Origin of the sequence: Hyphomonas sp. UBA4505 (assembly GCF_002388685.1) — a bacterium.
Classification (GTDB): Bacteria; Pseudomonadota; Alphaproteobacteria; order Caulobacterales; family Hyphomonadaceae; genus Hyphomonas.
The window spans coordinates 1,330,845-1,356,001 of record NZ_DGMZ01000012.1 but is presented as its reverse complement, the minus strand read 5'-3'; the positions used below and the strand labels follow the sequence as shown (position 1 = coordinate 1,356,001).

At 56.8% G+C, this 25,157-nt stretch carries 24 protein-coding genes and 2 tRNA genes; 12 read left to right on the top strand and 14 right to left on the bottom strand.

Annotated features, from left to right (window positions below; all coding sequences use genetic code 11):
• Nucleotides 1-273 precede the first annotated feature (273 nt).
• From B3527_RS15890 to B3527_RS15875, 4 genes are all read left to right on the top strand, one after another.
• Nucleotides 274-894 (top strand): hypothetical protein, encoded by a 621-nt coding sequence (locus B3527_RS15890; protein WP_290480546.1) that lies wholly within the window; start codon nucleotides 274-276, stop codon nucleotides 892-894.
• 158 nt (nucleotides 895-1,052) lie between these two features.
• The gene (locus B3527_RS15885; protein WP_290480547.1) at nucleotides 1,053-2,345 is read left to right on the top strand and encodes an adenylosuccinate synthase; all 1,293 of its coding nucleotides are present in this window, start codon (nucleotides 1,053-1,055) and stop codon (nucleotides 2,343-2,345) included.
• Between the two features lie 93 nt (nucleotides 2,346-2,438).
• Nucleotides 2,439-2,882, top strand: a complete 444-nt coding sequence (locus B3527_RS15880; RefSeq protein ID WP_290480548.1) for a PA2169 family four-helix-bundle protein — start codon at nucleotides 2,439-2,441, stop codon at nucleotides 2,880-2,882.
• Between the two features lie 162 nt (nucleotides 2,883-3,044).
• A complete protein-coding gene (locus B3527_RS15875; RefSeq protein ID WP_290480549.1) occupies nucleotides 3,045-5,132 on the top strand; it encodes a catalase in 2,088 nt (695 codons plus the stop codon).
• Between the two features lie 64 nt (nucleotides 5,133-5,196).
• Here B3527_RS15875 and B3527_RS15870 read toward each other — a convergent pair whose 3' ends face one another.
• From B3527_RS15870 to cpdR, 4 genes are all read right to left on the bottom strand, one after another.
• Nucleotides 5,197-5,472, bottom strand: a complete 276-nt coding sequence (locus tag B3527_RS15870; protein ID WP_290480550.1) for a hypothetical protein — start codon at nucleotides 5,470-5,472, stop codon at nucleotides 5,197-5,199.
• Between the two features lie 65 nt (nucleotides 5,473-5,537).
• Nucleotides 5,538-5,612 (bottom strand) — tRNA-Val (locus tag B3527_RS15865).
• Between the two features lie 44 nt (nucleotides 5,613-5,656).
• Nucleotides 5,657-5,977 (bottom strand): hypothetical protein, encoded by a 321-nt coding sequence (locus tag B3527_RS15860; RefSeq protein ID WP_034816980.1) that lies wholly within the window; start codon nucleotides 5,975-5,977, stop codon nucleotides 5,657-5,659.
• Nucleotides 5,977-6,336 carry a cell cycle two-component system response regulator CpdR gene (cpdR, locus tag B3527_RS15855; protein ID WP_034816978.1) on the bottom strand — a complete coding sequence of 120 codons (360 nt, stop codon included), beginning with the start codon at nucleotides 6,334-6,336 and terminating at the stop codon, nucleotides 5,977-5,979. Before cpdR ends, B3527_RS15860 begins: the two co-directional genes overlap by 1 nt.
• A gap of 160 nt (nucleotides 6,337-6,496) precedes the next feature.
• Here cpdR and B3527_RS15850 point away from each other — a divergent pair, with 160 nt between their 5' ends.
• The 3 genes from B3527_RS15850 to B3527_RS15840 all read left to right on the top strand — a co-directional run bounded on the left by B3527_RS15850 (nucleotide 6,497) and on the right by B3527_RS15840 (nucleotide 8,967).
• On the top strand, nucleotides 6,497-7,426 hold the full coding sequence (locus B3527_RS15850; RefSeq protein WP_290481432.1) for an N-formylglutamate amidohydrolase: 930 nt from the start codon (nucleotides 6,497-6,499) through the stop codon (nucleotides 7,424-7,426).
• Between the two features lie 295 nt (nucleotides 7,427-7,721).
• On the top strand, nucleotides 7,722-8,117 hold the full coding sequence (locus B3527_RS15845) for a helix-turn-helix domain-containing protein (RefSeq protein WP_034816976.1): 396 nt from the start codon (nucleotides 7,722-7,724) through the stop codon (nucleotides 8,115-8,117).
• A 34-nt stretch (nucleotides 8,118-8,151) separates the two neighbouring features.
• Nucleotides 8,152-8,967: an inositol monophosphatase family protein gene (locus B3527_RS15840; protein WP_206992070.1), complete on the top strand. Its 816-nt coding sequence runs from the start codon at nucleotides 8,152-8,154 to the stop codon at nucleotides 8,965-8,967.
• Between the two features lie 4 nt (nucleotides 8,968-8,971).
• Here the strand turns inward: B3527_RS15840 and B3527_RS15835 are convergent, their stop codons facing one another.
• The gene (locus B3527_RS15835; RefSeq protein ID WP_206992069.1) at nucleotides 8,972-9,973 is read right to left on the bottom strand and encodes a TraB/GumN family protein; all 1,002 of its coding nucleotides are present in this window, start codon (nucleotides 9,971-9,973) and stop codon (nucleotides 8,972-8,974) included.
• 131 nt (nucleotides 9,974-10,104) lie between these two features.
• On the opposite strand from B3527_RS15835, the gene B3527_RS15830 reads away from it, so the two are divergent.
• Nucleotides 10,105-10,181, top strand: a tRNA-Arg gene (locus B3527_RS15830).
• 79 nt (nucleotides 10,182-10,260) lie between these two features.
• On the opposite strand, the gene B3527_RS15825 is transcribed toward B3527_RS15830, so the two are convergent.
• Together B3527_RS15825 and B3527_RS15820 are read right to left on the bottom strand one after the other, a co-directional pair.
• Complete coding sequence (locus B3527_RS15825) at nucleotides 10,261-12,708, bottom strand: caspase family protein (protein ID WP_290480552.1); 2,448 nt, start codon at nucleotides 12,706-12,708, stop codon at nucleotides 10,261-10,263.
• On the bottom strand, nucleotides 12,709-13,086 hold the full coding sequence (locus B3527_RS15820; protein ID WP_290480553.1) for a hypothetical protein: 378 nt from the start codon (nucleotides 13,084-13,086) through the stop codon (nucleotides 12,709-12,711). It lies immediately after the preceding gene.
• Between the two features lie 113 nt (nucleotides 13,087-13,199).
• On the opposite strand from B3527_RS15820, the gene B3527_RS15815 reads away from it, so the two are divergent.
• Nucleotides 13,200-16,394 carry an Eco57I restriction-modification methylase domain-containing protein gene (locus B3527_RS15815; protein WP_290480554.1) on the top strand — a complete coding sequence of 1,065 codons (3,195 nt, stop codon included), beginning with the start codon at nucleotides 13,200-13,202 and terminating at the stop codon, nucleotides 16,392-16,394.
• Nucleotides 16,391-17,341 (top strand): restriction endonuclease, encoded by a 951-nt coding sequence (locus B3527_RS15810; protein ID WP_290480555.1) that lies wholly within the window; start codon nucleotides 16,391-16,393, stop codon nucleotides 17,339-17,341. The genes B3527_RS15815 and B3527_RS15810 overlap by 4 nt, the downstream gene beginning before the upstream one ends.
• 3 nt (nucleotides 17,342-17,344) lie before the next feature.
• Here B3527_RS15810 and B3527_RS15805 read toward each other — a convergent pair whose 3' ends face one another.
• The 5 genes from B3527_RS15805 to B3527_RS15785 form a co-directional block, all read right to left on the bottom strand.
• Nucleotides 17,345-18,427, bottom strand: coding sequence for a tyrosine-type recombinase/integrase (locus tag B3527_RS15805; RefSeq protein WP_290480556.1), 1,083 nt, complete (start codon nucleotides 18,425-18,427; stop codon nucleotides 17,345-17,347).
• Nucleotides 18,417-18,953 carry a helix-turn-helix domain-containing protein gene (locus B3527_RS15800; RefSeq protein ID WP_290480557.1) on the bottom strand — a complete coding sequence of 179 codons (537 nt, stop codon included), beginning with the start codon at nucleotides 18,951-18,953 and terminating at the stop codon, nucleotides 18,417-18,419. The genes B3527_RS15805 and B3527_RS15800 overlap by 11 nt, the downstream gene beginning before the upstream one ends.
• Complete coding sequence (locus B3527_RS15795; protein ID WP_290480558.1) at nucleotides 18,950-19,186, bottom strand: helix-turn-helix transcriptional regulator; 237 nt, start codon at nucleotides 19,184-19,186, stop codon at nucleotides 18,950-18,952. The genes B3527_RS15800 and B3527_RS15795 overlap by 4 nt, the downstream gene beginning before the upstream one ends.
• Before the next feature lie 97 nt (nucleotides 19,187-19,283).
• A complete protein-coding gene (locus tag B3527_RS15790; RefSeq protein ID WP_290480559.1) occupies nucleotides 19,284-20,036 on the bottom strand; it encodes a hypothetical protein in 753 nt (250 codons plus the stop codon).
• Between the two features lie 27 nt (nucleotides 20,037-20,063).
• Nucleotides 20,064-21,299 (bottom strand): tyrosine-type recombinase/integrase, encoded by a 1,236-nt coding sequence (locus B3527_RS15785; protein ID WP_290480560.1) that lies wholly within the window; start codon nucleotides 21,297-21,299, stop codon nucleotides 20,064-20,066.
• A gap of 368 nt (nucleotides 21,300-21,667) precedes the next feature.
• Here B3527_RS15785 and arsB point away from each other — a divergent pair, with 368 nt between their 5' ends.
• Both arsB and arsH read left to right on the top strand, forming a co-directional pair.
• Nucleotides 21,668-22,690, top strand: a complete 1,023-nt coding sequence (arsB, locus tag B3527_RS15780; RefSeq protein ID WP_206992015.1) for an ACR3 family arsenite efflux transporter — start codon at nucleotides 21,668-21,670, stop codon at nucleotides 22,688-22,690.
• 93 nt (nucleotides 22,691-22,783) lie between these two features.
• Complete coding sequence (gene arsH, locus B3527_RS15775) at nucleotides 22,784-23,503, top strand: arsenical resistance protein ArsH (RefSeq protein WP_034816956.1); 720 nt, start codon at nucleotides 22,784-22,786, stop codon at nucleotides 23,501-23,503.
• A gap of 26 nt (nucleotides 23,504-23,529) precedes the next feature.
• Here the strand turns inward: arsH and B3527_RS15770 are convergent, their stop codons facing one another.
• On the bottom strand, nucleotides 23,530-24,588 hold the full coding sequence (locus B3527_RS15770; protein ID WP_290480561.1) for a DUF6607 family protein: 1,059 nt from the start codon (nucleotides 24,586-24,588) through the stop codon (nucleotides 23,530-23,532).
• A gap of 94 nt (nucleotides 24,589-24,682) precedes the next feature.
• Nucleotides 24,683-25,153: a MarR family winged helix-turn-helix transcriptional regulator gene (locus B3527_RS15765; RefSeq protein ID WP_290480562.1), complete on the bottom strand. Its 471-nt coding sequence runs from the start codon at nucleotides 25,151-25,153 to the stop codon at nucleotides 24,683-24,685.
• Between the last annotated feature and the right edge of the window lie 4 nt (nucleotides 25,154-25,157).

The following is a 25,157-nucleotide window of genomic DNA, read 5'->3' as shown; positions in this document are numbered from 1 at the left end:
CAAAATGCTTACATGTGCTTCAATGAAGATTGCGAGCGGCCATTTTAGGGCGACTTAAGTCATTGGTTTCTGTAGCGCGATCGATGACGAAGGGTCAAAATTGATCTGATCAAGCGCGAATCCTTACGTCTGGAAATGCGCCCAAAGCAGAAGATACGAACAAAGCCTCCACCTCATGAAATTAGCGAGGATTTGTCCTCTCCTATCGCCCCCGCTCACGAGGATAAGCGTCCCCCAGTTCGTCTGACGCACATCGCCCTCACACTTGGGCCCATGAGTGTTGACCGGTCTTTCCTCAGCATGGGGCTGGAAGTTGCCGAGCGCGCGCTGACCGATCTGGTCGCGCGCGACAATCTGCATTTGCGGCCCGAAAAGATGCCGCGCACGCGCCGTGCCAAGGCGAATGGCCGGTTGAAACAAATTGAACAGATCGTCCGGCGGCTGCTCACCCTCATGGCGCTCAGCCTGCACATCGTGTTCGCGCCGCCGCGCAAGCGCGCGCCAGCCCCCGGCCTGCCGGAGGGCGTCGAGCTGGTCACCTTCCCCGGCGCGGCAGACCCCTGTTTCGCGCTGCCGCCCCGTGCGGGCGGTCCATTTCCGTCTGGACCGGTTATGGACACTTTCGGGACCACTTATGGACCACAAGGACCGGTCCCGACCGCGAGACTGCTCGCGCGCATCCGGGCGATCCGCCGCGTCCTGAAATCCCCGGACAGCGCCGCCAAGCGCCTTGCCCGCTCCCTCCAGCGCCTCAAGGCCAGCGGCGAACCAAGGCCCATGACGGGACATGCACACAGCGCGTTCCGGCTGTCCCCGGAACTCGGGGCGCTGTCCACGGCCCTGCCGGGGCTCCTCAATGCCTCGCTTGAGGCGACATGGGAGGAGTCCGGCTGAGGCCCCTCCACATGCAGATGGATTGCCGGAGCGCAGGCCGCGTGTCCGGATAGGGGCGCATCCGCGCCCGCCTGCGACAAAGGGATTTCATTCCCCCCTCTTGCAATTGGTGGCCAAATCCTGCCCATGTCGCCGCGGACTTTGCAGGAGCAGGAATCATGACCGGAGTAGTGGTTGTCGGGGCCCAATGGGGCGACGAAGGCAAGGGCAAGATCGTCGACTGGCTGTCCAGCCGCGCCGATGTGGTCGTCCGCTTTCAGGGCGGGCACAATGCTGGCCACACGCTGGTCATTGACGGCAAGGTGTTCAAGCTGGCCCTGCTGCCCTCCGGCCTCGTGCGCGGCGGCAAGCTCTCGGTGATCGGCAATGGCGTCGTGGTCGATCCATGGCACATGCTGGAAGAAATAAAGGGCATTCAGGCCCAGGGCGTCGAAGTCACGCCTGAGACGCTCGTGCTCGCTGACAATGCCTCGCTCATTCTCCCGTGGCACAAGGACATCGACGCCGCCCGCGAAGGCGCGCTCGGCGCTGGCCAGATCGGCACCACGAAGCGCGGCATCGGCCCGGCCTATGAAGACCGCGTCGGCCGCCGCGCCATCCGCGTCGCAGACCTTGCAGACCCCGCCGCCCTCGACATGAAGATCGAGCGCCTTCTGGCCCACCACAAGCCGCTGCGCATCGGTGTCGGCTTGCCAGAACCAGACGGCGCCGAGCTGAAAGCAGAACTGCTCAAGATCGCTGACCAGATCCTGGCCTATGCCAAGCCGGTCTGGAAACTGCTCGACGAACAGGTCCGCGCAGGCAGTCGCATTCTGTTCGAAGGCGCTCAAGGCGTGATGCTGGATGTTGACCACGGCACGTATCCCTTCGTCACATCGTCCAATGTGGTGGCAGGAAATGCCTCTGCCGGCTCAGGCGTTGGCCCCGGCGCAATCTCCTATGTGTTGGGCCTCGCCAAAGCGTACACGACGCGCGTCGGTTCCGGCCCCTTCCCCACCGAACAGGACAATGAGATCGGCGAACGCCTCGGCACGGTCGGCCGCGAAGTCGGCGTGAACACAGGCCGCGCCCGCCGCTGCGGCTGGTTCGACAGCGTCATGGTACGTCAGGCCTGCGCGACCTCCGGCGTCACCGGCCTCGCCCTGACCAAGCTCGACGTGCTGGACGGCTTTGACGAGATCAAGGTCTGCGTCGCCTACAGGCTGAATGGCGAGACGATTGACCACTACCCTGCCGGCCTGACCGATCAGGCCGCCGTAGAGCCCGTCTATGAGACGCTTCAGGGCTGGAAAGGCTCAACCGCCGGTGCGCGATCCTGGGCGGACCTTCCGGCAGAAGCGGTCAAATATGTGCGCCGCCTCGAAGAACTGGTCGGCAAACCGTGCGCGCTGGTCTCCACGTCGCCGGAGCGCGAAGACGTAATCCTGATGAAAGACCCGTTCGAGGGCTAAGCGCCTTTGATCATGTCCGTCATTTAAGGTTTTCTGTCTGGAACTCATGCCTTGTCTCCCTGTTGGTCAGGACAGACAACGAGGAGTTTCCAAATGACCGACACAATCAACAAAACCGAAATTGACGCCCTCAATGACGTCACCAAGGTACTGATCGACAGCCGCAAAGGCTATGAGAAATGCGCTGAACTCTCAGATGAGAGTTTTGCGTTTCGCACCCAGTTCCAGAAGCGCGCCAGTGATCGCGCAGCACTGATCAGCCGCTTCCAGCAGCAGGTCCGTACTCTCGGCGGCGAACCCCAAACTGAGGGTGGTACGCTTGGGTCGCTTCATCGCGCCTTGACCGAGTTCTCGTCCATGTTTCAGGACGACAGAAAAGCTGCCCTTGAGGCGATTGATGACGGCGAAGAACACCTGGCCGACTCGATCAAGGATCGCCTTGAAAAGTCCGAAGTCCAGGGCCAGTCCCGCGCCCTTCTGGAAGAAGCCTATTCGAGCGCCCGCTCTGGCGAAGCCTTTGCGGACAGCTTGGGCTGAATACAGGCATAGCAGAAATTTTGAGGGGCGGTTCTGTTTTCTGGAGCCGCCCCCTTTCATTGGATTCCCTCGAAGGGGGATGAAAGCCGCATATGCGAGGAACCAATGAGCCCGTCGCGCAGTTGATTAGAACACCCTCCAACCAGCAGATGGATTTCTCTCATGTCCGACAAACCAGATCTTTCCCTCGACGAGGGCGGCGCACCTCATCAGTCAACTGAGGATGGCTACGAGACCATGACCACCCAGCAAGGCGTGCCCATTGCCGACGACCAGAACCATCTGAAAGCGGGCGCGCGCGGACCGATGCTGACCGAAGACTTCATCTTCCGTGAAAAGATTTTCCACTTCGACCATGAGCGCATTCCTGAGCGCGTCGTGCATGCCCGCGGCTACGGTGCGCATGGCTATTTCGAGACACTGGATACGCTTGAGGACGTCACCACGGCAGACATTTTCCAGAGAAAAGGTGAGAAGACCAATGTCTTCGCCCGCTTCTCTACTGTGGCTGGCAATAAGGGCTCGCCCGATCTTGCGCGCGATGTGCGGGGTTTCGCCGTGAAGTTCTACACGAAAGAAGGCAACTGGGATATTGTGGGCAACAACATTCCTGTCTTCTTCATTCAGGACGCCATCAAGTTTCCAGACCTGATTCATGCGGCCAAGCCGGCACCGGACCGGGGCTTCCCGCAGGCCCAGACAGCACATGACAACTTCTGGGATTTCATCTCCCTGTCTCCGGAATCCATGAACATGGTCATGTGGATCATGTCCGACCGGACCATTCCCCGTTCCCTGCGGTTCATGGAAGGCTTCGGCGTCCACACATTCCGGTTTGTGAATGCCGAAGGCAAAGCAACCTTTGTGAAGTTCCACTGGAAACCAAAGCAGGGCCTGCAATCGGTAGCTTGGAACGAAGCCCTGAAGATCAATGGCGCCGACCCGGACTTCCACCGCCGCGACATGTGGGATGCCATCCAGATGGGCGACTATCCGGAATGGGAACTCGGTGTGCAATTGTTCGACGAGGAATTTGCCGAGAATGTTGAGTTCGACGTACTGGATGCGACCAAGATCATTCCGGAAGAACAAGTGCCCGTCCGCATTGTCGGACGCATGGTCCTGAACCGCGTCGTCGACAATTTCTTCGCTGAGACTGAACAGGTCGCCTTCTGCACACAGAATATCGTGCCCGGCGTCGACTTCACGGCCGACCCGCTGCTGCAGGGCCGTAACTTCTCCTATCTCGACACCCAGTTGAAGCGCCTTGGTGGCCCGAACTTTACACATATCCCGATCAACCGTCCGCAATGCCCGATGCGCCATTTCCAGCAGGATGGCCATATGGCGATGGAGAATCCCAAAGGCCGCGCCAATTACGAACCGAACAGCTGGGGACCGGAAGAAGGCGGACCGCGCGAAGATCCCGCCAAGGGGTATCGATCCTATGCCGAGCCGGTTGGCGGAGAAAAGACGCGCCTGCGCCCGGAATCCTTCGCCGATCATTACAGCCAGGCCCGCCAATTCTATGTGAGCCAGACCAAGGTCGAGCAAAAACACATGGCAGACGCCCTGACCTTCGAGCTCAGCAAGGTTCAGAAGATGGAAATCCGTCTTCGCATGCTGTCTCACCTGCTGAACATCGATGAAGACTTGGCGAAAAAAGTGGCGGATGGCCTCGGCGTAACCGACATGCCGCCAGCGGCTGATCCGGCCAGCCCTCCCATCACGGACTTGCCTGCTTCCGATCCCCTGAGCATCCTGAAGAACGCTCCAGACAGTTTCGCAGGCCGAAAACTGGGTATCTTTGCTACGGACGGCGCGGATGCAGACCTCCTGAACGCGCTGAAGAAGGAAGTGACCTCCGCTGGCGGCATGACGATGCTAATCAGCCCGAAAGTGGGCGGCATCACACTCAGTGACGGGTCGCACATGGAGGCCGACGAGAAAATCGATGGCGGTCCATCGGTCCTCTTCGATGCCGTCGCCCTGCTGATCTCCGAAGAGGGGGCAGACATGGTCAAGAACGACGCCCCTAGCCGGGATTTCGTGGCCGACGCGTTCGCGCATTGCAAATTCATCGGCTATGTCGAAACGGCCCAACCTCTCATGGAGAAGGCCAGCGTCTGGGATGCGAAGGATGAGGGCTGCGTCGCGCTCAGCAAGACCGGAGATGTGCCCGGTTTCGTGAAGACACTCGGCAAGCTCCGCCATTGGGATCGCGAACCGATGGTTGACCTTGACGGCTAGGACAAGGCCCCTGCCCCGGAATTGAAACGAACATGAAGGAAGGCGGCCAGTTCGCCTTCCTTTTTTATACGTCCATCATACGGCGGACCCATTTCGTGGTGCCTTCTTCCATCCCTTTGAATTTGGGCAGGGAGTCCAAGCGACCGACGAACAGGGCGTCCGGCTGGGCCAGGCGTTTGACGTGGTGGTAGAGTCTGGACTGCGTCTCCGGCGTCGAAACAAGAAACAGACGTTCATCCAGCTTCCTGGTCATCAGCGAGATATTGGAGGCCTGCAGCATTTTCCCGCCGGTATAATAGACGACAAACATATTGGCGTCCGGCAAATCTGGATCAATCATGGAAACATCCCGTCATTTTTTAAAACAACGCGGCAGGTTTCAGGAGGTTTCGGAAGACTTCGGAATGGTGGGCGGTACAAGGTTCGAACTTGTGACCCCTACGATGTCAACGTAGTGCTCTACCACTGAGCTAACCGCCCGATCCATTCGGAAGCAGGGGTAATGGATAATTCAGCGCGCGCCGTCAAGCCGGGTTTGGCGGTGTAACGACGCAGAGCGCAATTTTCTGCAGTATTGGCTCCGGTGTCGCAGGATCTTCGGCAAAAAACCAGACTTCGCCAAACGGATCATTTGCGGAAAAGGCATGTCCCTCAAACTCGAAAGACAACCAATGTCCAAGCTCCGAGGGCGTAAGAGACACTATGTTCGCGCCATCCAGAAAATTCAGGCGCAGCATGCATTCATCCATACTCATCGCAGCCGGCGCATCAAAGAAGTGCCGGCCAGCGTCATGGGATAGGGATTTCAGCAGCTTGGGAGGCTCAATGTCGGAGCCCCGCCCCATCAGGCCGCCATCACCTTGTCGACCTCATCCACGATTTCGCGGAGATGGAAGGGTTTGGACAGCACTTTCGCGCCTGCAGGTGTCGGAGCCCCGGAGGAGAGCGCCACGGCGGCGAACCCCGTAATGAAGACGATTTTCATGGCCGGGTCGAGTTCGGCGCCCCGGCGTGCCAGTTCGATTCCATCAAGGCCGGGCATGACAATATCGGTCAGCAGCAGATCGAACACTTCGCGCTCCAACGCGGACAACGCGCTTTCGCCGTCAGCGTAATCCTGGATCTCGTGTCCGGCGCGACGCAGAGCGGCGGCCAGGAACAAGCGCATGGAATCGTCATCTTCGGCCAGCAAAATCTTGGTCACGCGGAATACCCTCTTCTCGGTAGAACCCTAAGCATAAAGACGCAGTTCGGTAAATCAGGCGTGAATATCTGCGGACTTAAAGTCGGAAATTACTGCGGGCACCGGCTGGATTCTCGTGAAAAGGCTTGACCTTCAGGCAAACAAAGAAACGATGTGCTGAATGACAGACGCCCCCCAATTTCTTGACAGACCTGAGCATTTTCAGCGAACGGCCGGTTCGCAGGACAGCCCTGCGGCCACGCCTCGTTATGAAACGCCGTACCGGCTGGTAACCCCGGAAAAAATGTTGGCGCCAGTCATTTTTGCCTCGCCACATTCGGGCAGTCTCTATCCACATGAGATGCGCGAGGCACTCTGCGTACCGGTGGACACCGTACGCCGGACGGAAGATGCGTTCGTGGACGAGTTGTTCAGCGCCGTTCCTGAGCAGGGCGGCATACTCATGGCGGCGAAATATGCTCGCACAGTCGCTGATCTCAATCGCGACCCACGGGAACTCGACCCGAACATGTTCAGTGATGGAGTCCCTCGCCCCTGCGGCATGCCGACAGCGCGTGTGGAAGCCGGGCTCGGCTGCTTGCCGCGTGTCGCAGCCAGGGGAGAGGCGATTTATGCGCGCCGCCTTACCCGATCAGAAGGAGAAGCGCGCCTGTCTGGCATTCACGACATCTATCACCAGTGCCTGGCGACTGAGCTGGGCAGTCTGAAGGAGCGGCACGGCCGGGCCTTCCTTATTGACTGCCACTCAATGCCCAGCGTCCAGCCTGGGCGTCGCAATCTGGCAGATATTGTGTTGGGGGACCGGTTCGGCTCCAGCTGTGACCCACGTCTGACGGGGCGAATTGAGCGCGCATTCCGAGCGAACGGGTTCAGCGTTGCGCGGAATGCGCCCTATGCAGGAGGGTATACGACACGTCGTTATGGCCGCCCCAAGCGAGACTTCCATGCGGTACAGATCGAGATTAATCGCGGACTGTACATGGATGAACAAGCGGTCGAGACCAGTGCCGGCTTTGCGCAAATGCAGCAAGTCTTGTCCGCTATTGTCGTCGAAATCCTCGACGTCGCGACCCAGATCGGTCGGCGCTGATCGTCGGAATACCCTGCAATTGCAACAGATCCGCGTTACTTCCAAAAAAAAGGCCGCGCTACGAGAGCGCGGCCAAGGTCAAAGGGAGGAAACGCCAGAGGCGTCTGCACCGGAGTGCAAGACCAGATTTATGTTGCGGCGCACAAAACGCAACCGATGATTTGGCAAATTCCTGCAATTTGGAAATGCAGCCCAAATTTTAGGCAAATGTGACCACCGGCACGCCATTTGCGAGAGACCAGCCCGAACATCCCGTTTTGGGACTGAGAGCGGTCCCATCCGCAAGGAGCTGAACATGGCTGATGAAACCGACCTGCACGTAGGCAAACGCCTTCGCCGCCGCCGCCGCCTGCTGGGCATGACCCAACAGGACCTTGCGAGTCAGGTAGGCGTGCGTTTCCAGCAGATCCAGAAGTATGAATGCGGTGCCAACCGCATCACGGCATCTCGACTCTATGAACTGGCGAAAGCCATGAACGTCTCAGTGCAATACTTCTTCGACGGCATTCCCGCAGCAGACGCACCGGATGCCGCGAATGACGCCGAACGCATGGAAGGTGATATTCTTTCGCAAAAAGAGACGTTGGAACTGGTTCGCGCCTACTATCGCCTCGGCGAGCGCCCCCGCAAACGCCTCCTGGAACTGGCCAAGGCGCTGGAAGGCGACACCAGCAGCACGGGCGTCGCTTGACGCCCAGCCCGGGGCGGGGCAATCCCATGCCCGCATGACAAATTCCTACTCCCTCGAAGATGAGCTGACCTTTGCAGGTCGTCTCGCAGATGCGGCCTGGTCAGCGATCCGGCCGCATTTTCGTGCACTGGATGCCGTCGACAACAAGATCACAATACCCCACGCCGAATTTGACCCCGTGACGGCCGCCGACACGGGCGCCGAAGCGGCGATGCGCGCCCTGATCGAAGCGGAACGGCCCGATCACGGCGTCACTGGCGAGGAATTCCCCGCTAAACCTTCGAAGAACGGGTTCACTTGGTTACTGGATCCGATAGATGGCACGCGCGCTTTCGTAGCCGGCCTACCGAGTTGGACCACATTGATTGCCTTGTGCGATGAAACGGGCACGCCCGTCATCGGCATCATTGACCAGCCCGTTCTGGACGAGCGTTATCTCGGCTGGCCGGGGGGTGCAGCGGTTCAGCGCGCGGGGACACAAACACCGATCCAGGTCTCCGACTGCCGAGACCTCCGCGAAGCAGTCATCTCCACGACAGATCCCTTTATCCTGAACCCCGCCGAACAGGGCGCATGGACCCATCTGAGAGCTACAGCTCGGATCAGCCGCTATGGGCTGGACGCCTACGCTTATGCCCGGCTAGCCGCCGGCACGATCGACCTTGTGGCGGAAAGCGGTCTGAAAGCATGGGATGTGGCCGCGCTGATCCCGGTTGTGCGGGGCGCAGGTGGCCTCGCGACGGACTGGCGTGGCAACGAACCAAAGCTCGGCGGTCAGATCGTCTGCTGTGCCAGCGCAGAAATCCTCGAGCAAGCGCTGTTGGCGCTCCGCCGGTCTGCCGATACATGAGCGCCTACGGGCCCTCGACCTCGTAGCCTTTGGCTTCCAACATTTCGATAACGCTGTCTTCGCCCGCCAGATGACCGGCTCCGACAGCGATCAAGCGCGTGCCGGGCTCTTCCAGCATGGCTTCGATCTTGCCAACCCAGATCTCGTTACGAGACTTCAACAGTGCATCATAGACATCGTCTGACCCCATCATGTCCGGATTGGACATGAGCAGGCCAATCCCGTGCACATCGCCATCAACCCACTCGGACACCAGCGTATCGAGCACATCTCCCCCCTCCTCGATGGACTCGGCAGAGCTCACAAGGAAATCGACCTGCACATCTGTGGGCATATTGGCGAGACGGCCCAACTGCTCGTCTATTGTCTCCAGATAGGCGAATGACTTGCCTGCCGCGCGAGCTTCTGCGCCCAGAACGGTTTCTACGCCGGCATTCGGGTCGAAGCCTTCCTTCTTGATCTGCAGAACAGAGAGATTCACCGCCGCCCACCACGGCCGCATCGGCTCAATCGCGCCGAGTGGCAGTCCGACATGGTCAAGCGCCTTTTGAAGCTCTGCGCGCTCCAGTTCGCTGAGCAAACTCGACAATTGCTGACCGTTTTGCAGCATGCCTTGTGTGGAGATGAACTTCATCATTTCGGACGCCGCAGCCTGGCTTGTGACATCTGCCTCAAAGACGACCGTATCAGCCTCCGCGAGGGCGGCATCCATCTCATCGCTGCGCCATTCCAACTCCGGGCGGAGCAAGTGCACCGTACCAAATATGTAAAGCGTCGTGTCTTCGTCCTGCAGCGTCCACAAGGCTGGCTCCCCTGCCCCTCGGGAAGCTTCCGCTTCGCTCAACGCGGCCTCATAAGCAGCCTTCTGCGCTTCCAGTTGCGCCGCTCGGTCTGCGGGCTCTTCCTGAGGCACTGCCGGGCTGGGCTCTTCCCGTGCCCCGCAGGCCGGAAGGCCCAGCAACAGCGCCATGGCTGTGACGGTCATCGCAATGGTGAAAGTCCGCATGTCTGGCTCCTGAATCTGTGTCTGTTCCAGACCTAGCCCAAAGTGATCAAGGCGCAAGCACCCAGCGCTGCGCAAACCGCACTCCGGCGTTGCACTCACTCGCCGGTTGCCGTATTCACCTGCTTCGGTTTGCACCCATAGCTCAGCTGGATAGAGCGCTGCCCTCCGAAGGCAGAGGTCAGAGGTTCGAATCCTCTTGGGTGCGCCATATTTTTCAATGACTTAGGCCATCCGCCAGCATGGGCTCACGCCAAAAAGTAATCACATAGTAAGCACGACTGGTATTGTCACCTCGCCTCTACTGGAAGCTTTCCGGTTAGCAGCTGCGCGCGCCGAAGCGCCAGCAAGGCCGTGTCGTGCTCTACCTGCATCTGCTCGGCTGCAAAAACACCCAGCGCGCTGGATAACGCATCAACCGCTTCAGAACCGCCCGAACGATTCCCGCGTTCCTCGAAAGCCAAGATGGCAACGCCAAGGTTGTATTGAGTAAATGCCCATTTCACTGGATCACGCTCGCGGGTCCGTTCGGACAATGCGAGACGAAAGGCTACAATAGCTTCCTCAAGCGTCTCACCCCCATTCTCTTCATCCATAGCAGCTAGAGCCAAGCCCAAATTATACTGGGTCATTGCCCAATCGGACGGACTTCGATCGCGCGTGAGTTCCTTCAACGCCTCACGATAGGCGACAACCGCTTGCGCTAAGGCCAAATCATCACCTTGCTCACCAATAGCGAACAATATCGCACCGAGATTGTTTTGGACCATTGCCCAATCCAATGGAGTTTTTTCTCTAGTGTACTCATTCAAAGCATATCTAAAGGAAACGACTGCTTCGTCCAGCGCACGATCGTCACCATTTTCCCCCAATGCAGAAAGCGCATAACCCAGATTATTTTGCGTCATAGCCCAATCGAACGGTTGTCGCTCTCGCCTGTATTCTCGCAGCGCCTCACGAAAGCACAAAACTGCCTCTTTCAGAGCTGCCTCATCTCCTCGCTCGCCGCGAGCCACCAGAGCAATTCCTAGATTGTTTTGTGTGGAGGCCCAGGCAAGCGGCTCGTGTTTTTGGCGCTGCACAGAGAGAGCTTTACGATATGCCCCTATCGACGGCTCAAGTGCTTCGTCCTTCCCGCGCTCATACAGAGCCAGAAGGACATTTCCAATATTTACCTGCGTTTCAGCCCAATCGGACAGACGACTTCTATTGTAGACCTTCAGTGCCTCTCGAAATGCATCGAGCGCCTCAATAAGTGCTGGCTGATCACCACGCTCTCCCAGTTCTGCTAACGTGATTCCCAGATTGTTCTGGGCCATCGCCCAATCGAGTGGTGTGTGCTCATAGCTGTATACTCTTAGCACTTCGCGAAATGTCGAGACTGCCTGTATAAGCAAAGCGCGTTCGGCGCTATACTTCCCTGCCTCGTAGAGAAACGTACCCTGATTGTATTTCAATCTCGCCCATTCAGCTTGATCAACCGCGAGCATCAAATTGGCCGCTTCCGAATAGAGGTTGGCGGCATCTACAAAGCGACTTTCGATTTCTGCCAATTCCGCGCGTTGTTCGATCGCTTCTGCAGCACTTTGCAAGCGGCTATAGCCTGCTGCTAGATCTCGCTTCGCTGCCTCCGCAAGAAGTTCATCCGCACGAGCAAAATCTGCAATGCTCAAAGCCGTTCGGGCCTCAGTCAGTAGTGCACCAGTCTGATCTTCGTTATCCCCCTCGCTCAACATTGCCTCAAGGCTCTTGAGCCGTTCTGCACTTTCTAAAAGCTTTTCCGGCCAGTCCTCGAACGGTATGTTCGTAAAGCCAAATGACGCCAAAATGTGTTTAGCTTGATCCGCGCTGATGCCTGCTTGCTCCCCCGCTGACACAAGGTAGGCAGGCGCACAGGAGATCAAACACAGCTCTTCTCCGTAAAGCAAATTGTTGGTCCAAGGCTTTTGTCCTCCAAAAGTGCGCTGAGCCACCCGGCGCTGAGTCCAGGCAAATGCTGTTTCGATGCTTTGGTAAGGACGCACCAACGCCTCAGCGAGCTCGGGAGCGAAATTTCCCTCGATGGCGGTAGCGCCTACACCCGTTGAATAGGCGATAAGCATGTCATTCTGCGCTTCAACAATTTCGAGTCCTCGCGCATCGACGCCTTGCGCACCAGGATCCAGCCGCTTCATTCCTTTTGGTCCCGAAGCGACGGAAGCAAGAGCCCCCTCATCTCGACAAGCATCAAAGACCAGAACAACAGCCTTCGCTCCAAGTAAGTCAAAAGCATCGCGTATAGAAGAAATGCTCAGGCCTGCACGATCCAGATCATCGATCGTATGGATTTCGGCATCGGTACCAAGCAAATAGCTTTCATGCTGAGCTGGGTCATTCGCTCCGTGACCCGTATAGTAGAGAAAAGCAATTGTTTGTTTAGTCGTTGACGATTTCACCAACCTACGAAAATCGCTCACCGCATCCTGCAACCCCTGACTAGTCAAATTGCGAACACGTCCAACTTCAAAACCCGATTGCTCAAGTGCTGTAGCGACCAATTCGGCCTCCTCGGAAGCCAATTCTATGTCACTCAAATTGCCGCTGTAGATTTTCTGTTCCACAACCAGCGCGACGCGCCTCTCTGCCTGGGCAGGAATCGAACAATAAGACCAAATGAATACGAGTAGGATCACACGAGAGCAAAGCACTGCCACTCTTTCCAACGGATTGGTGCTTTGTTCTATTTTCGCAGCGGCCACCTACTTGGACACTCCAGCTGGAACTCCCCGAGACCGAGCAGATTTTCCATCTGTCCAGCGAATCTCCACGCTATTCGGTGTTGACCGAACTGTGACGTCTAAGTTTTCACCACCGACATCTTTCCAGGCTTTGGCGCACCAATCCACCATGGCGCTGAAGTCGCGTGCATTAACAGACATCTCTCGCGACCACTTTCCTTTGACTATAGGCAAGCTCGTTTTCACAAAGGGGGTGTCAACGATCAGGTCATCGCCTTCAACCCGCAACAATGTGCTTCGAACGACTTTCCCTTTTGCACCAGCGGGAGCGCGCAGCATGTTACCGTATCTCGCTGCCGCGTCTTTCAAGGCGCCCAGATTTACGACGACACCACTCATTCGGCACCTCCTGAAGCATCGGCCAGATTAACCGGTTATATTTAAGAGTCGATTATCAAGACCGCATAATCTAAAATTTCGCGTCGAAACGCCGAAAAATTGAAAGTGCGACCATGAATCTGTTCACGCCGAAAACGATCAACAAGAGAATTAAAGGCGACGCTCAGATCCCACCCGGACACTTGAAGATTCTGACCGAATGGTCGGACGACATAAAATCCGGAAGGATATACGCCTTCAAGGAAACCGCCCTTCACGGCGAGTTCACGTCCAAAATCGTTCAGGGCGTCCTTGGCTATCAAGGCCCGTCCGGCAATGAGACCTATACTGTCTCGACCGAAGAGGCGATTCTGCAAGGATCAGTGGACCTGGCCCTTGGCCAGTTTACCGCCACGACCTCTGACATCATCGCCCCGTTTGAACTCAAAGGCGCAAAAACAAAAGACCTCGATGCGATCATGCCGGGGCGCAACAAGACGCCGGTTCAACAAGCATGGGAATACGCGACCAATCAGGCAGGCGTGAAATGGGTTCTGGTCTCGAACTATGTCGAAATCCGCCTCTATGGCTTTGGCGAGGGCACATCAGCCTACGAAGTCTTCAACCTCGCCGACCTGACCAATCCTCAGGAATACACGCGCCTCATGCTATTGCTGGCGGCGGACAATCTCTTGACCGGCAAGACGCAAGCCTTGCTCGAAGAGTGCCGGAGGGAAGACAAGGATATTACGGACGCGCTGTACCGCGACTATAAGCAGCTCCGCTCCAACCTGATCAATACGATCCGCGAAACTGCGACCACCATACCGCCGCTCGAAGCCATCGCCGCTGCACAGAAAATCCTCGACCGTATCCTGTTTATCGCCTTCGCAGAGGATACAGGCCTTCTTCCTTCGCACATCCTCGAAAAGGCATTCGTGCACTCTGACCCATTCAATCCAAAGCCGATATGGGAAAACTTCAAAGGCCTGTTCGCCGCCATCGACAAAGGCAATCACGCGCTCGACGTGCCACCCTACAACGGTGGCCTCTTCGCACCTGACAAAATCGCGGACTATCTCACCCTTCCGGACGACGTTTGTGAGGGATTCAAAAAAATCGGCGACTACGACTTCGCATCTGAGGTGTCTGTCACCGTGCTTGGACATATATTCGAGCAGTCCATCGCAGACGTCGAACGCCTCCAGGCAGAGGCGCGCGGCGAAACCGTCGAAGAAGAGAAGAAGACCGGCACAAGCGGGCGGCGCAAGCGTGACGGCGTCGTCTACACTCCGGACTATATCGCTCGTTTCATCGTCGAGCAGACTATCGGCAAGCATCTAGAAGACCTGTTCGCCGAGAGCCTTGCCCCCTTCATGACCAAAGGGTCAGACGCCAATGACTACGAAGCCATCCAGTGGCGCAAGAAATCCGGCGAACTGGAAGCATGGGAAACCTATCGCGACCGGGTCAAGACATTGCGCATTGTGGATCCGGCTTGCGGATCAGGGGTCTTTCTCGTCATGGCATTCGACTATCTCAAAGCCGAATTGCATCGCGTGAACCGCAAGATCGTCGAACTGCGACCGAAAGCTGCCTATGATAGCGGCCTATTCGACTACATGCCGGATTCCGAAATCCTGACGAACAATCTGTTCGGCGTGGATGTTAACTCTGAAAGCGTCGAAATCGCCAAGCTATCACTTTGGGTCAAGACCGCTCAAAAAGGCAAGGCCCTCGATAGTCTCGACAAGAATATTCTCGTCGGTGATAGCCTGATCGAGGATTCCAGCTTTGCCTATCTCGAACATGGGTTTTCATGGAGAAAGGCCTTTCCCGATGTGTTCACGGACGGTGGCTTCGATATCGTGCTTGGCAATCCACCATATGTGCGCATGGAACTGATCAAGCAAATGAAGCCCTATCTGGAAACGCGCTATGAGGTGGTTTCGGACCGTGCGGACCTCTATTGTTATTTCTATGAGCGCGGTCTGCGACTGCTCAAACCGGGTGGGCGGCTAGGCTACATTTCCTCGAACACGTTTTTTAAAACCGGTTCAGGTCAGAATCTACGCGAATATCTGCTACGCGAGGCGAATATCGAAAGCGTCGTGGATTTTGGTGACCTGCAAATCTTCGAGGGCGTGACCACCTATCTGGCCATCCTCATTTTGCGGCGCGGCAAGGCGGAGGCCGGTCATGCCTTGAACTTCTGGAAGCTCAACGACCTTCCCGATAGTAACTTCCTTGCCGCATGGGATAAGGCGGCGGCTCCCTATCTACAAAAGGCTTTAGGCAGCGGATCATGGGAACTGGAAAGCGACGACTTACGCACCCTACGCGGCAAGATCAGGACCGGCAGGAAGACCCTGAAAGAGGTTTATGGTTCACCGATGTATGGCATCAAGACCGGCCTCAATGAAGCCTTCGTCATCGATACCCCGACCAAGGAAAGACTTTGTGCCCAGGACCCACAATCGGCGGACGTTCTTAAGCCCTTTTTGGAGGGAAAGGACCTGAAGCGCTGGCGCGCCGAACCGCGTGGTCTTTGGCTGATTTACATTCCTAAGAACAGGATCAGGATCGAAGACTATCCCGCCATACGCGATTGGCTTTTACCCTTCAAGGACCGGCTGGAAAACCGCGCAACAAAACAAGAGTGGTTCGAATTGCAACAAGCGCAAGAAGCCTATGCGCCGTATTTTCAAGCACCAAAAATTAGTTATCCGCACTTCAACGCCGAGCGAAACTTTTCGATCGAACCGTTTGGCGCGTTTTCGAACGATAAGTCCTATTTTGTTCCGAGCGACTCAATGGCTCTGCTCGCATTTCTCAATAGTAACATTTCTTGGTTCATGGTTTCGTCAATGAGTCCGCCCGTGCGAGGCGGTTACCATGAATTGCGAGTGCAATACGTTGAAACCATTCCGATTCCCGACTGGAACGGTAAAGAACAGGAGGTAGTCGGCAATTTTGCAACGCAGGCCTCATCGGCGGCTAGGTCTCGCCTCGAACTCCAAACAGCACTCATCCGCCGTATTCCCGACCTGTGCCCACCCGATCGCGACCCGAAACTGACAAACCGCCTGAAGGAATGGTGGACCCTGCCGGATTTTGCCGCATTCCGCGCAGAGGTGAAGAAGGTATTCAAGGTCGATATTCCGCTGGCAGAGCGCTCCGCATGGCAAGACTGGATCACCCGCGACAAGGCAGAAATCGCCCGCCTGACTGCAAAGATTGAACATGCCGAAGCCGAAATCGACGCCATCGTCTATGACCTCTTCGACCTGGCGCCCGAAGAAATCGAAGTCTTGGAAGCGAACATATGACCCGCACATTCGTCATCGAACCTAAGAAGTTTCCAGAGCTTCCCAAGCTGATGCTGGCAACACTGAACGCGCTGCGCGACCTCGGTGGTTCTGCCAGCCTTCATGAGTTGGACGAGCGCATCATCGAGTTGGAAGGCGTCAGCGAGGAAGAACAAGCCTATACAATGCCAGACGGCGAAACGCTGAAACTCAAATACTATCTGTCGTGGGCGCGCACCTACCTCAAGCGCGGCGGCGCGCTGGAAAACTCGGCGCGAGGTGTTTGGGGACTGACTGACCTGGGTGAAACGATCCACTCCGTAGTGGCTACCGAAGCCATCTACCGCCAAGTCAACGAAGAGGAAAAGCAGCGCGCCAAGGAAAAACGCGCCGCCAAGAAGCAAGAGGCGGAAGCCAAGGCGGAACGCAAACTCCTGCGCGAATCCAGCGTGATCCTGCCTGAAACCATTAGCCCGGAAATCAATGCCGACGAAGACGACACGATTTCCGATGATTGGAAGGACGACTTGCTGGCCATACTGAAAGCAATGGACCCCGCCGCCTTCGAACGCCTATCGCAGCGCCTATTGCGAGAAGCCGGTTTCACCAAGGTCGAGGTGCGGGGCAAGACGGGCGACGGCGGGATTGACGGCGTCGGAGTTTTACGGGTGAACCTGGTTTCGTTTCAGGTCTATTTTCAGTGCAAGCGCTACAAAGGAAGCGTCGGATCGAAGGAAATTCGTGATTTCCGCGGAGCGCTTATGGGTCGGGCAGACAAGGGCCTATTTATAACCACCGGCACATTCACAAGCCAAGCCTCGGACGAAGCAACCCGCGACGGTGCCACAGCTATTGACCTTATCGACGGGGACCGCCTGTGTGACCTTCTCAAACAGTATGATCTCGGCGTCAGCACACAAATGGTCGAGCACGTTACCATCAATGGTAAGTGGTTTGACGGGCTTTAACCCTTAAGTGATCCCCTTAGCCTTAAACAGCGCCTCTAAATCGGCCATCGTCACCGGCACATTCTCGCCCCGATCCGTCACCGGCCCTGCAAAAGCCTCACGGACTAACCGCCCCTGTTCTTCAAGTGATATCTGCCCGTATGAGGTCAGCGTCGTCAGTAGAGATTCATGTCCAAGGTTCTGACTGCCTGCTTTGAGTACGGCTACCGACACACCGCGCCGGTACATTTCCGAAACCAGCATATTGCGGAAGCTGTGTGGCCCAAAAGGCGGCAAGCCCGCCGCTTCGAACGCGCCCTTGATAATGCGCCGTGCACTAGCCGATTGCTTCCAGTGCGCGCGCTTCAGACCGACCGTCTTGAATTGGCGGCGTTCATCCTGGCCCATCAGGTTTTGCGGAAAGATCGGGTCGCCTGGGCCGAAAAGCTCGACTGTTTCCAGATATGTGATCCAGTCGAGAAACACGCTCTCTATCCGGTCACTGACCGGCATCAAGAAAGTGTCGATCCGTTTGGAAAACTTTGTCTCAACCTCGTCTGGCATCTGGATAATCAGGCAGCGTCGGGGATCAAAATGCTTCAGCTTCAGCGTCGTCATCGCAGTCACGCGAATCGCAGTCAGGGCTGACAGGGCCACCAAGGCGCGATCACGCTTCTCTACGGCAGTTGCGACCGGCATCAGGTCAATCGCCCCCTCAATCATAGCCAATGTCGGAAAATCCCGGTCCCGCGGCGCACTCGCCGACCGGATCGCCTTCTCTGACAGGTTCATGAAGTCTATAGCCTCGCTCTTAACCTTCGACTTGTAACCCGGCTGCATAGATAGCCAGCGAAGAAACCGCATGACCTGCTTGACCGTCGAGAGAATTGTCGCAGGCGCAAGATCGCGATGCCCCATATATGCCTTGAAGCCGACCGCCTGCTTTTGATTGAACGTTCTGAAATCGGCGTGACAAGTAAAGTCTTCGAATCGGCTCAATGCCATGACGGTCTGCTTGATCGTCGCTTCCGCCTTCCCGTCAGCGTGTTCGAGATAGTAGAGATAAATGCGTTTCACCTGCTCATTCGCGGGGCATTTAATGGACACTCCCAGAGCCTCCTTCATACTGCTCAAAATCAAACGCGCCCTGCCCCGACCATAAGGGCGGATTAGCGCGGGGGTCGCAGTAGCCTGTTAGGTTCGAATCCGCTTTCGCTTTCCCCATCATCTCGCGAAGTATTTCGGGCAAGTCTGCGGTCTTTCTGGCTTGGTGCATTGATGTCCCGCACACTTGACATTTGCCTTTGATCAGCGTCGTCGCCACCATGGCTGTGGGTTCTGTTTTAACGGTGGCAGGATCTGGCGAACGTGGTTCGCAGCACTTGCAGCAGTACAGCTTATCCGTTCCGCAGGGCTTCTTGCGCTTAGCCTGCCGTGCCTTCAGCCATTCCTTCAACTCCGCGCCGTCGATCAGGCGGGGGGTGGTACCCGGAAGGACTGGAAGCCCCTCTTGAACCCAAGTCCTTACCGTCTCGACCTGACGATCAAGGCGCTCCGCAACTTCTCGGATGGTATAGGATCGCGATGTCTGGATCAGGCTCACATTCGGCTTTCGCTTGTTGCCCATACTCAAGACGCCTCGCCTTCTTTGGCTGCGCCATATTCAGAGGTCGAACGAAAGCGGTTGGTTAGAACCCAGGATTCGAGGTCTTCGATCCGATAGGCGATCCGTCGCCCGAGTTTTACATAAACAGGCCCTGTCCCCGTCAGCCTCATCTTTGCCAACGTACTGACAGAAGGCCCGTATTGCTCCTCGACCTGTCTAGGCGACAGGAGCGTCGTCTGAACCGTCTTCACAAGCGTCATAGGTCAATCCCCATCGTTGTACCGGAACCGCCCGGTTGGATGAAGAATGCCTATCAATCGAAAAGGGTGTTGCGCACGTACTTGTGTACGCAACAGGTCAATTCGGCTCGCGCTGATCCCTTTCTCTTTTGAATCGGCCCATGGCGAATGCGTCAGTGATCGCATGCCAGTCCTCGACTTCCTTCACGAAGTCGCCGTCTTTGAACCAACGCATAACCGTAGAGCGCTCTACATTCATCATCTTGGCCACGATGCCCAACGAAACGGGTGTCCCCTGCTTCATGAGTTGAGCGCCCAAGGAAACGGCGGTGTGCCGATTGTGCCTCACTTGCATGTCCCGCGCTTCAACTGACACCTCAGCACGCAGTTGGTGCTTGATTAGTACGATCAAATCCCTGGGAATGATCATCTGATCGTTCCAGTCTAAAGCGTCCAGCATCATGGCAATCAGATAGTTTAGGAAACTATCGCTGACAGCTTCACCCCGCCCAACAAGATGAGTTTCACCCAACGCCTCCCGCGCGCGCCGCTCAACCAGTAGCTCGATTAGTCGCAGGCTCACCCGACTTGCTGAAGCTTCATCAGCATCCAGGGAACCCACGACATCTTCAGGTTCGATGTCCAAATCTCTGAGACGTTCTTCGTTCGCAAAAACCCATTCCAGAGACCAATTGGTCGCGACCTCGATCAGCTTGCCCGGGTTCTGCCGCCTTAGTTCGAGGTAGTGTTCAAGCGTTGGGTTGTCTTTGAACGCTTTGGATAATTCGCTGAAACCACCGGCTTCGCTATTATGCTGTGCAGATAGCGAAAACGAGGTGTAGTCCTCATCATATTCTTCATTATCGTCCATCCTCAGGAACTGGATGGATTCGTCATCTTAGTCTTGGATCAATCCCGCCAGACGCTGGCCGACAGTTTCAGCAGCGCCACGCACCGGATCATCATGCAAGTGTGCGTATTGCGCTGTGGTGGCCGTATCCTTATGGCCAAGAAGTGCACCGATTACTGGAAGGCTGGATCCCGACGAAACAGCCATGCTCGCAAAACTATGGCGAAGGTCGTGCAGGCGAACTTCTCCCAGGTCAGCCGCGGCGCGCAGGCCAAGCCATACCTTCGGGGTGCCTACGTAGGGACGTTCTAAATCGCTTCCCGGGAACACTAAATCGGTTCCCTCAAACTTAGGTAAGCTTTTAAGGATCGCCTGCGCCGCGCTGCTCAAGGGCCGGATCGCCTGCCCTGTCTTTGAATCCGGTAAGCGCAAAAATCCGAGGTCAAAATCGACATCTTGCCACCGAAGTTGTTCGATCTCGCCTTTCCGGCAGCCAGTGAGGATCAGTAGTCGAATGATGGCGATTCCCGATGGATTGACGCCTGTCGCTTCTGCCTGGCGTAAAGAACTGCCAAGTCGCTGCAATTCTTCCAGGCTGAGGAAGCGCTGGTTTTGTCTATCCTTGAATCGCTTGACGCCTCTGACGGGATTATCCGCCATAAGCCCCACATCAACGGCAAATGAAAAGATTCCTCCCAACAGTCCCACGGTTCGCGAAGCGGTCCCCTTCCCACCTGTCACAATGGCTCGTCCCCTTTTTCGGGTTTTCACGTCAACCGCCGTTTTGCCCGCCGCGACATCCTGCATGAATCGGGTGACGGTCCCTTTCGACACATCAGTCAGGCGCAGGCGACCAATTAGCGGCTTGATATGCCTCTCGATCCGCCCGCGATCAGTTGCCAGAGTTGATGCTTTCTTCGTGGCAGTGCCGCTGGCCTGATACTCGTCGCAAAGTTCTGCAACCGTCAAAACCGACTTGGCTTCCTGCTTCATTTTCGCCGGGTCTTGCCCCTGCACCGCAGCCCCAAGCAAACGTCGTGCCTCATTGCGTGCGCTTTCGACGGTCCAAGGCGAGCCATGAGCACCGATCGTCATGCGCCGTGTTGGAGCCCTCCGACCGCTACCATGGCGATACTGGCAAACGTAAACCTTTCGACCACTCGGACAGACCTTGAGACCGAACCCTTTGAGATCCTTGTCCCAAAGGAAGAAGTCGCGATCAGAAGGCTCGGCTTTGTCGATGACGGTTTTAGTCAGTTTGCGGGTCAACAGTGCATGCTCCATGGCTCCCAGTAAGCACACAGTAAGCACCAAAGAGAAAAGCACAAGGAACCGACTGGAAACCAAATCTCACAAACGCATATTTTTCAGTGATTTATAGACTGTGTAGGAACACCAAGGATCGAAGCAGAATGCATTTCCCCTGCCCTCCGAAGGCAGAGGTCAGAGGTTCGAATCCTCTTGGGTGCGCCATTCCTCATCTTTAGTCGCAGAAAAGGCGCGGCCTCGGAGCAGTCTTTGACGTGAACTCCCTGCAGGCATGCGCTCCAAGAAATACCAGAACGATATTCGATGAATTATTGAATAATAATGTATGCGGCACTAACTAGCCCGGATCGGAACGCCGACAGAGTAAGATGCGGGGCATACTCATGGGACTATTCGAAAGATACCTCTCTATCTGGGTATCACTCGCCATTGCGATTGGGATTGGCCTGGGGCAGATCGTGCCTGGCGCGTTCGAAGCACTTGCCCGTTTCGGATATGCAAATGTGAATTTCGCTGTCGCCCTGCTCATCTGGGCCATGGTCTGGCCCATGATGATCGGCGTGGATTTTTCTGCCATGCGCCGCGTCGGTGAGAAACCGAAGGGGCTGATCATCACACTGGTTGTGAACTGGCTTATCAAGCCCTTCACTATGGCGGCCCTCGGCGTTCTTTTTTTCCGCCATGTCTTCGCGCCGTTCATCCCCCCCGGAGACGCGGAAGGCTATATTGCCGGCCTCATCCTTTTGGGCGCTGCCCCCTGCACGGCGATGGTATTTGTCTGGTCACATCTGACACGTGGCGACCCGAATTACACACTGGTTCAGGTCAGTGTGAATGATGCGGTCATGGTGTTTGCCTTCGCACCGATTGTCGCTTTCTTGCTGGGAGTCACGGATATCGCCGTGCCGTGGGAGACGCTGCTCCTGTCGGTTGCGCTCTATGTGGTCGTTCCCCTGATGGCGGGCATTCTGGCTCGTAATGCCCTTAAGAAGCGCGGGGGTGAGGAATCGGTGACCGCCTTCACGCGCCGTATCAAACCCCTGTCGGTGATCGGCCTTCTGGCTACCGTTACACTCCTGTTCGGATTCCAGAGCGAAACGATCCTGGCGAAGCCGATCATCATTGCGCTCATTGCCGTACCAATTCTCATTCAGTCGTATGGTATCTTTGCACTCGCCTACGCGGCCGCCTGGGCATGGAAAGTGCCACACAAGGTCGCCGCGCCCTGCGCCATGATCGGCACGTCCAACTTCTTCGAACTGGCCGTCGCGGTGGCGATCAGCCTGTTCGGGCTGAATTCCGGAGCGGCGCTCGCCACAGTTGTCGGCGTGCTGGTCGAGGTGCCGGTCATGCTGTCGCTGGTAGCCTTCGCCAATCGCACCCGCAATGCGTTCCCGGAAACTTGAGAGAGCTCTCACGCAAAGCCTCACTTCTGAACGCGAACAGGTTTGCATGAGTGGAGCAATCAACTGATCTGCCCGAGAAAGACCAACACACAGATGACCTCCACGAATGACCTTCCTGCCCTTCACGAAGACAGTTTTCGCGAGACCGACCCAGACGCCCTCCTGACTCCTGCGCTCAGCACACACAAGCCACGTATCCTGCTTCTGCATGGTTCTTTACGGGAGCGGAGCTATTCCCGCCTGGCAAATGAGGAAGCCGCTCGCATTCTGGAAAAGCTCGGCTGCGAGACTCGCATGTTCGATCCCGATGGTCTCCCGCTCGCCGATGGGGCGGAGGACTCCCACCCAAAAGTACAGGAATTGCGAGACCTCGTCGTATGGTCGGAAGGAATGGTCTGGTGTTCACCGGAGCGGCACGGTGCAATGTCGGGAGTCATGAAAACCCAGATCGACTGGATTCCCCTCTCTCTCGGCGGTGTCCGTCCTACCCAGGGAAAGACACTGGCCGTCATGCAGGTCTGTGGCGGGTCGCAGAGTTTCAACGCCGTCAATCAGCTACGCATTCTGGGACGCTGGATGCGGCTCATCACCATTCCAAACCAATCGTCTGTCGCCAAAGCATTCCTGGAATTCGACGAACGCGGCCGCATGACCCCCTCGCCATATTACGACCGAATTGTCGATGTGATGGAAGAACTCGTGAAGTTCACGCTCCTGACCCGGGACCGTGCAGACCATCTTGTTGACCGCTATTCAGAACGCAAGGAAAGCCCCGCCAAACTGTCCGAACGAGTCAATCAGAAGAAAATCTGATAGGGGCATTCCAACCATAGCCGAGCTCAGTCTGTTTCGGCTATATCCATGTCAGTGGGACGCAATCGGTCAGCCAATGCGCCAATGTCGCTGGTCGTGAAATTTTCGATCAACTGTCTGGCCTCCAGCACCGCCTCTTCGTTTCCCTTGCTGCCGTCTGCCACTTCACCGGCGAGGGTCAGCAGAGGCATGTAGAGCGCTTCGGTCTCGCCCTTGATCGTGACGGCAAATGCTTCGTTCTGACTGGCAATCCTGTCCCATTCGCCGCGAACGCCAGCCCAGAAGCCTGCGGTACCGCTCCAGTAATCTGTTGCAATCTCGGTCTCGAAATCGCTGTCTCGGCGATATGTGTTCAGGCCAGTCTCACGCGCCAGCATGTGTGGCTGACTACCGCTCAGGACGAGCTTTCCATTGTCCTGCTCATGCACCCAGCCCCAAGACGTAACGACGTGCCGGTTCATCGCATGGATGGCGTGGTAATCATCGCGCGTGGTCATGTCGCGCCGCGGTAGCGGGCGCCATTCATGTGGCGGCTGCCATGTGGCAATCCCATTCTCGTGCGACCATGTCGCAACAGCCCCGTATCGCGGCGCATCATCGACCTGGTAGACCGTCTGAGACCAAGTACCGGCTCGCTCGGATGCTGGCACGTCACGCCACACCCAGGCATTTCCGCCAATGAATATCAGCACACGCTCAGGCTCATACTGCCAGTCCTGACGCCAGTGCTTGATCGCCATCTTGTGCTCGCCGCCTACGACCAGAATATGCTGTAGGCTGATGAAGTTTCCGCGATCCTCGACAACGAGGACCACCTCATCCCCACCAGACACTTTGCGAGGCTTCAGAAAATAGTCATCGTCGAAGGCGACGGTTTCGTTGAAGTCGAACTTCACCTTGTAGTTTCCCGCCGTCGCCAGGATAGCTTCACGATCTGCCTGGAACTGAGGATCCCTCAAATCGGTCGCCGCAGGATGCGATATCACATTGGAAATATCAGACCGCGCCGGCAGCGTCGTACACGCAGCAAGCAATACGCCTGCCAGTACGGAAATGGAAAGTACGATCCGATTCGTCGCAATCATAGGGTGCCCTCATTCACGTCATCTGTCCGACACGGGTAAGAGCGCGACCTAGCATTGGTGAAAATGATTGGCAATCGCAAACTTGCGTGCGACGCTATCCCAGTTCTCCAACGTCCAAAAAGGGCGCAGCGTCGAGCTCTTCGGCATCAAGCAGGCCAGCCGCGCGCTCAAGAGCCGCTACCAGCATGGATTGTTGCCAGTCAGGGAGTTTGTCGAATCCGGCAGCGAATGTTTCGTGCAGGGGGTCGGGCGCAACCGACAGAGCCTCTTTACCCGCAGGCAGCAGGTTCAGCCAAACGCGCCGACGGTCGGTGTCACACCGGCGCCGCGCGATCAAGCCGCGTGCCTCCAGTTTATCGACGAGGCTGGTGATGGTGGCATGTTTCAGCTGAGTGGCCTCTGCCACCCGGCCTGCGGAGATCTCGCCCTGCTCATCGAGCATGCGCAAGACCGTCATTTGCGACGGAGTAATGCCCGCCGTCTGAGCCAGCCGCTTGGACGCCAGTTCTGTCATGCGCTGTATTTTACGCAGCGCGATCAAGGCATCATCGGACCGTGTGCTCACCTGA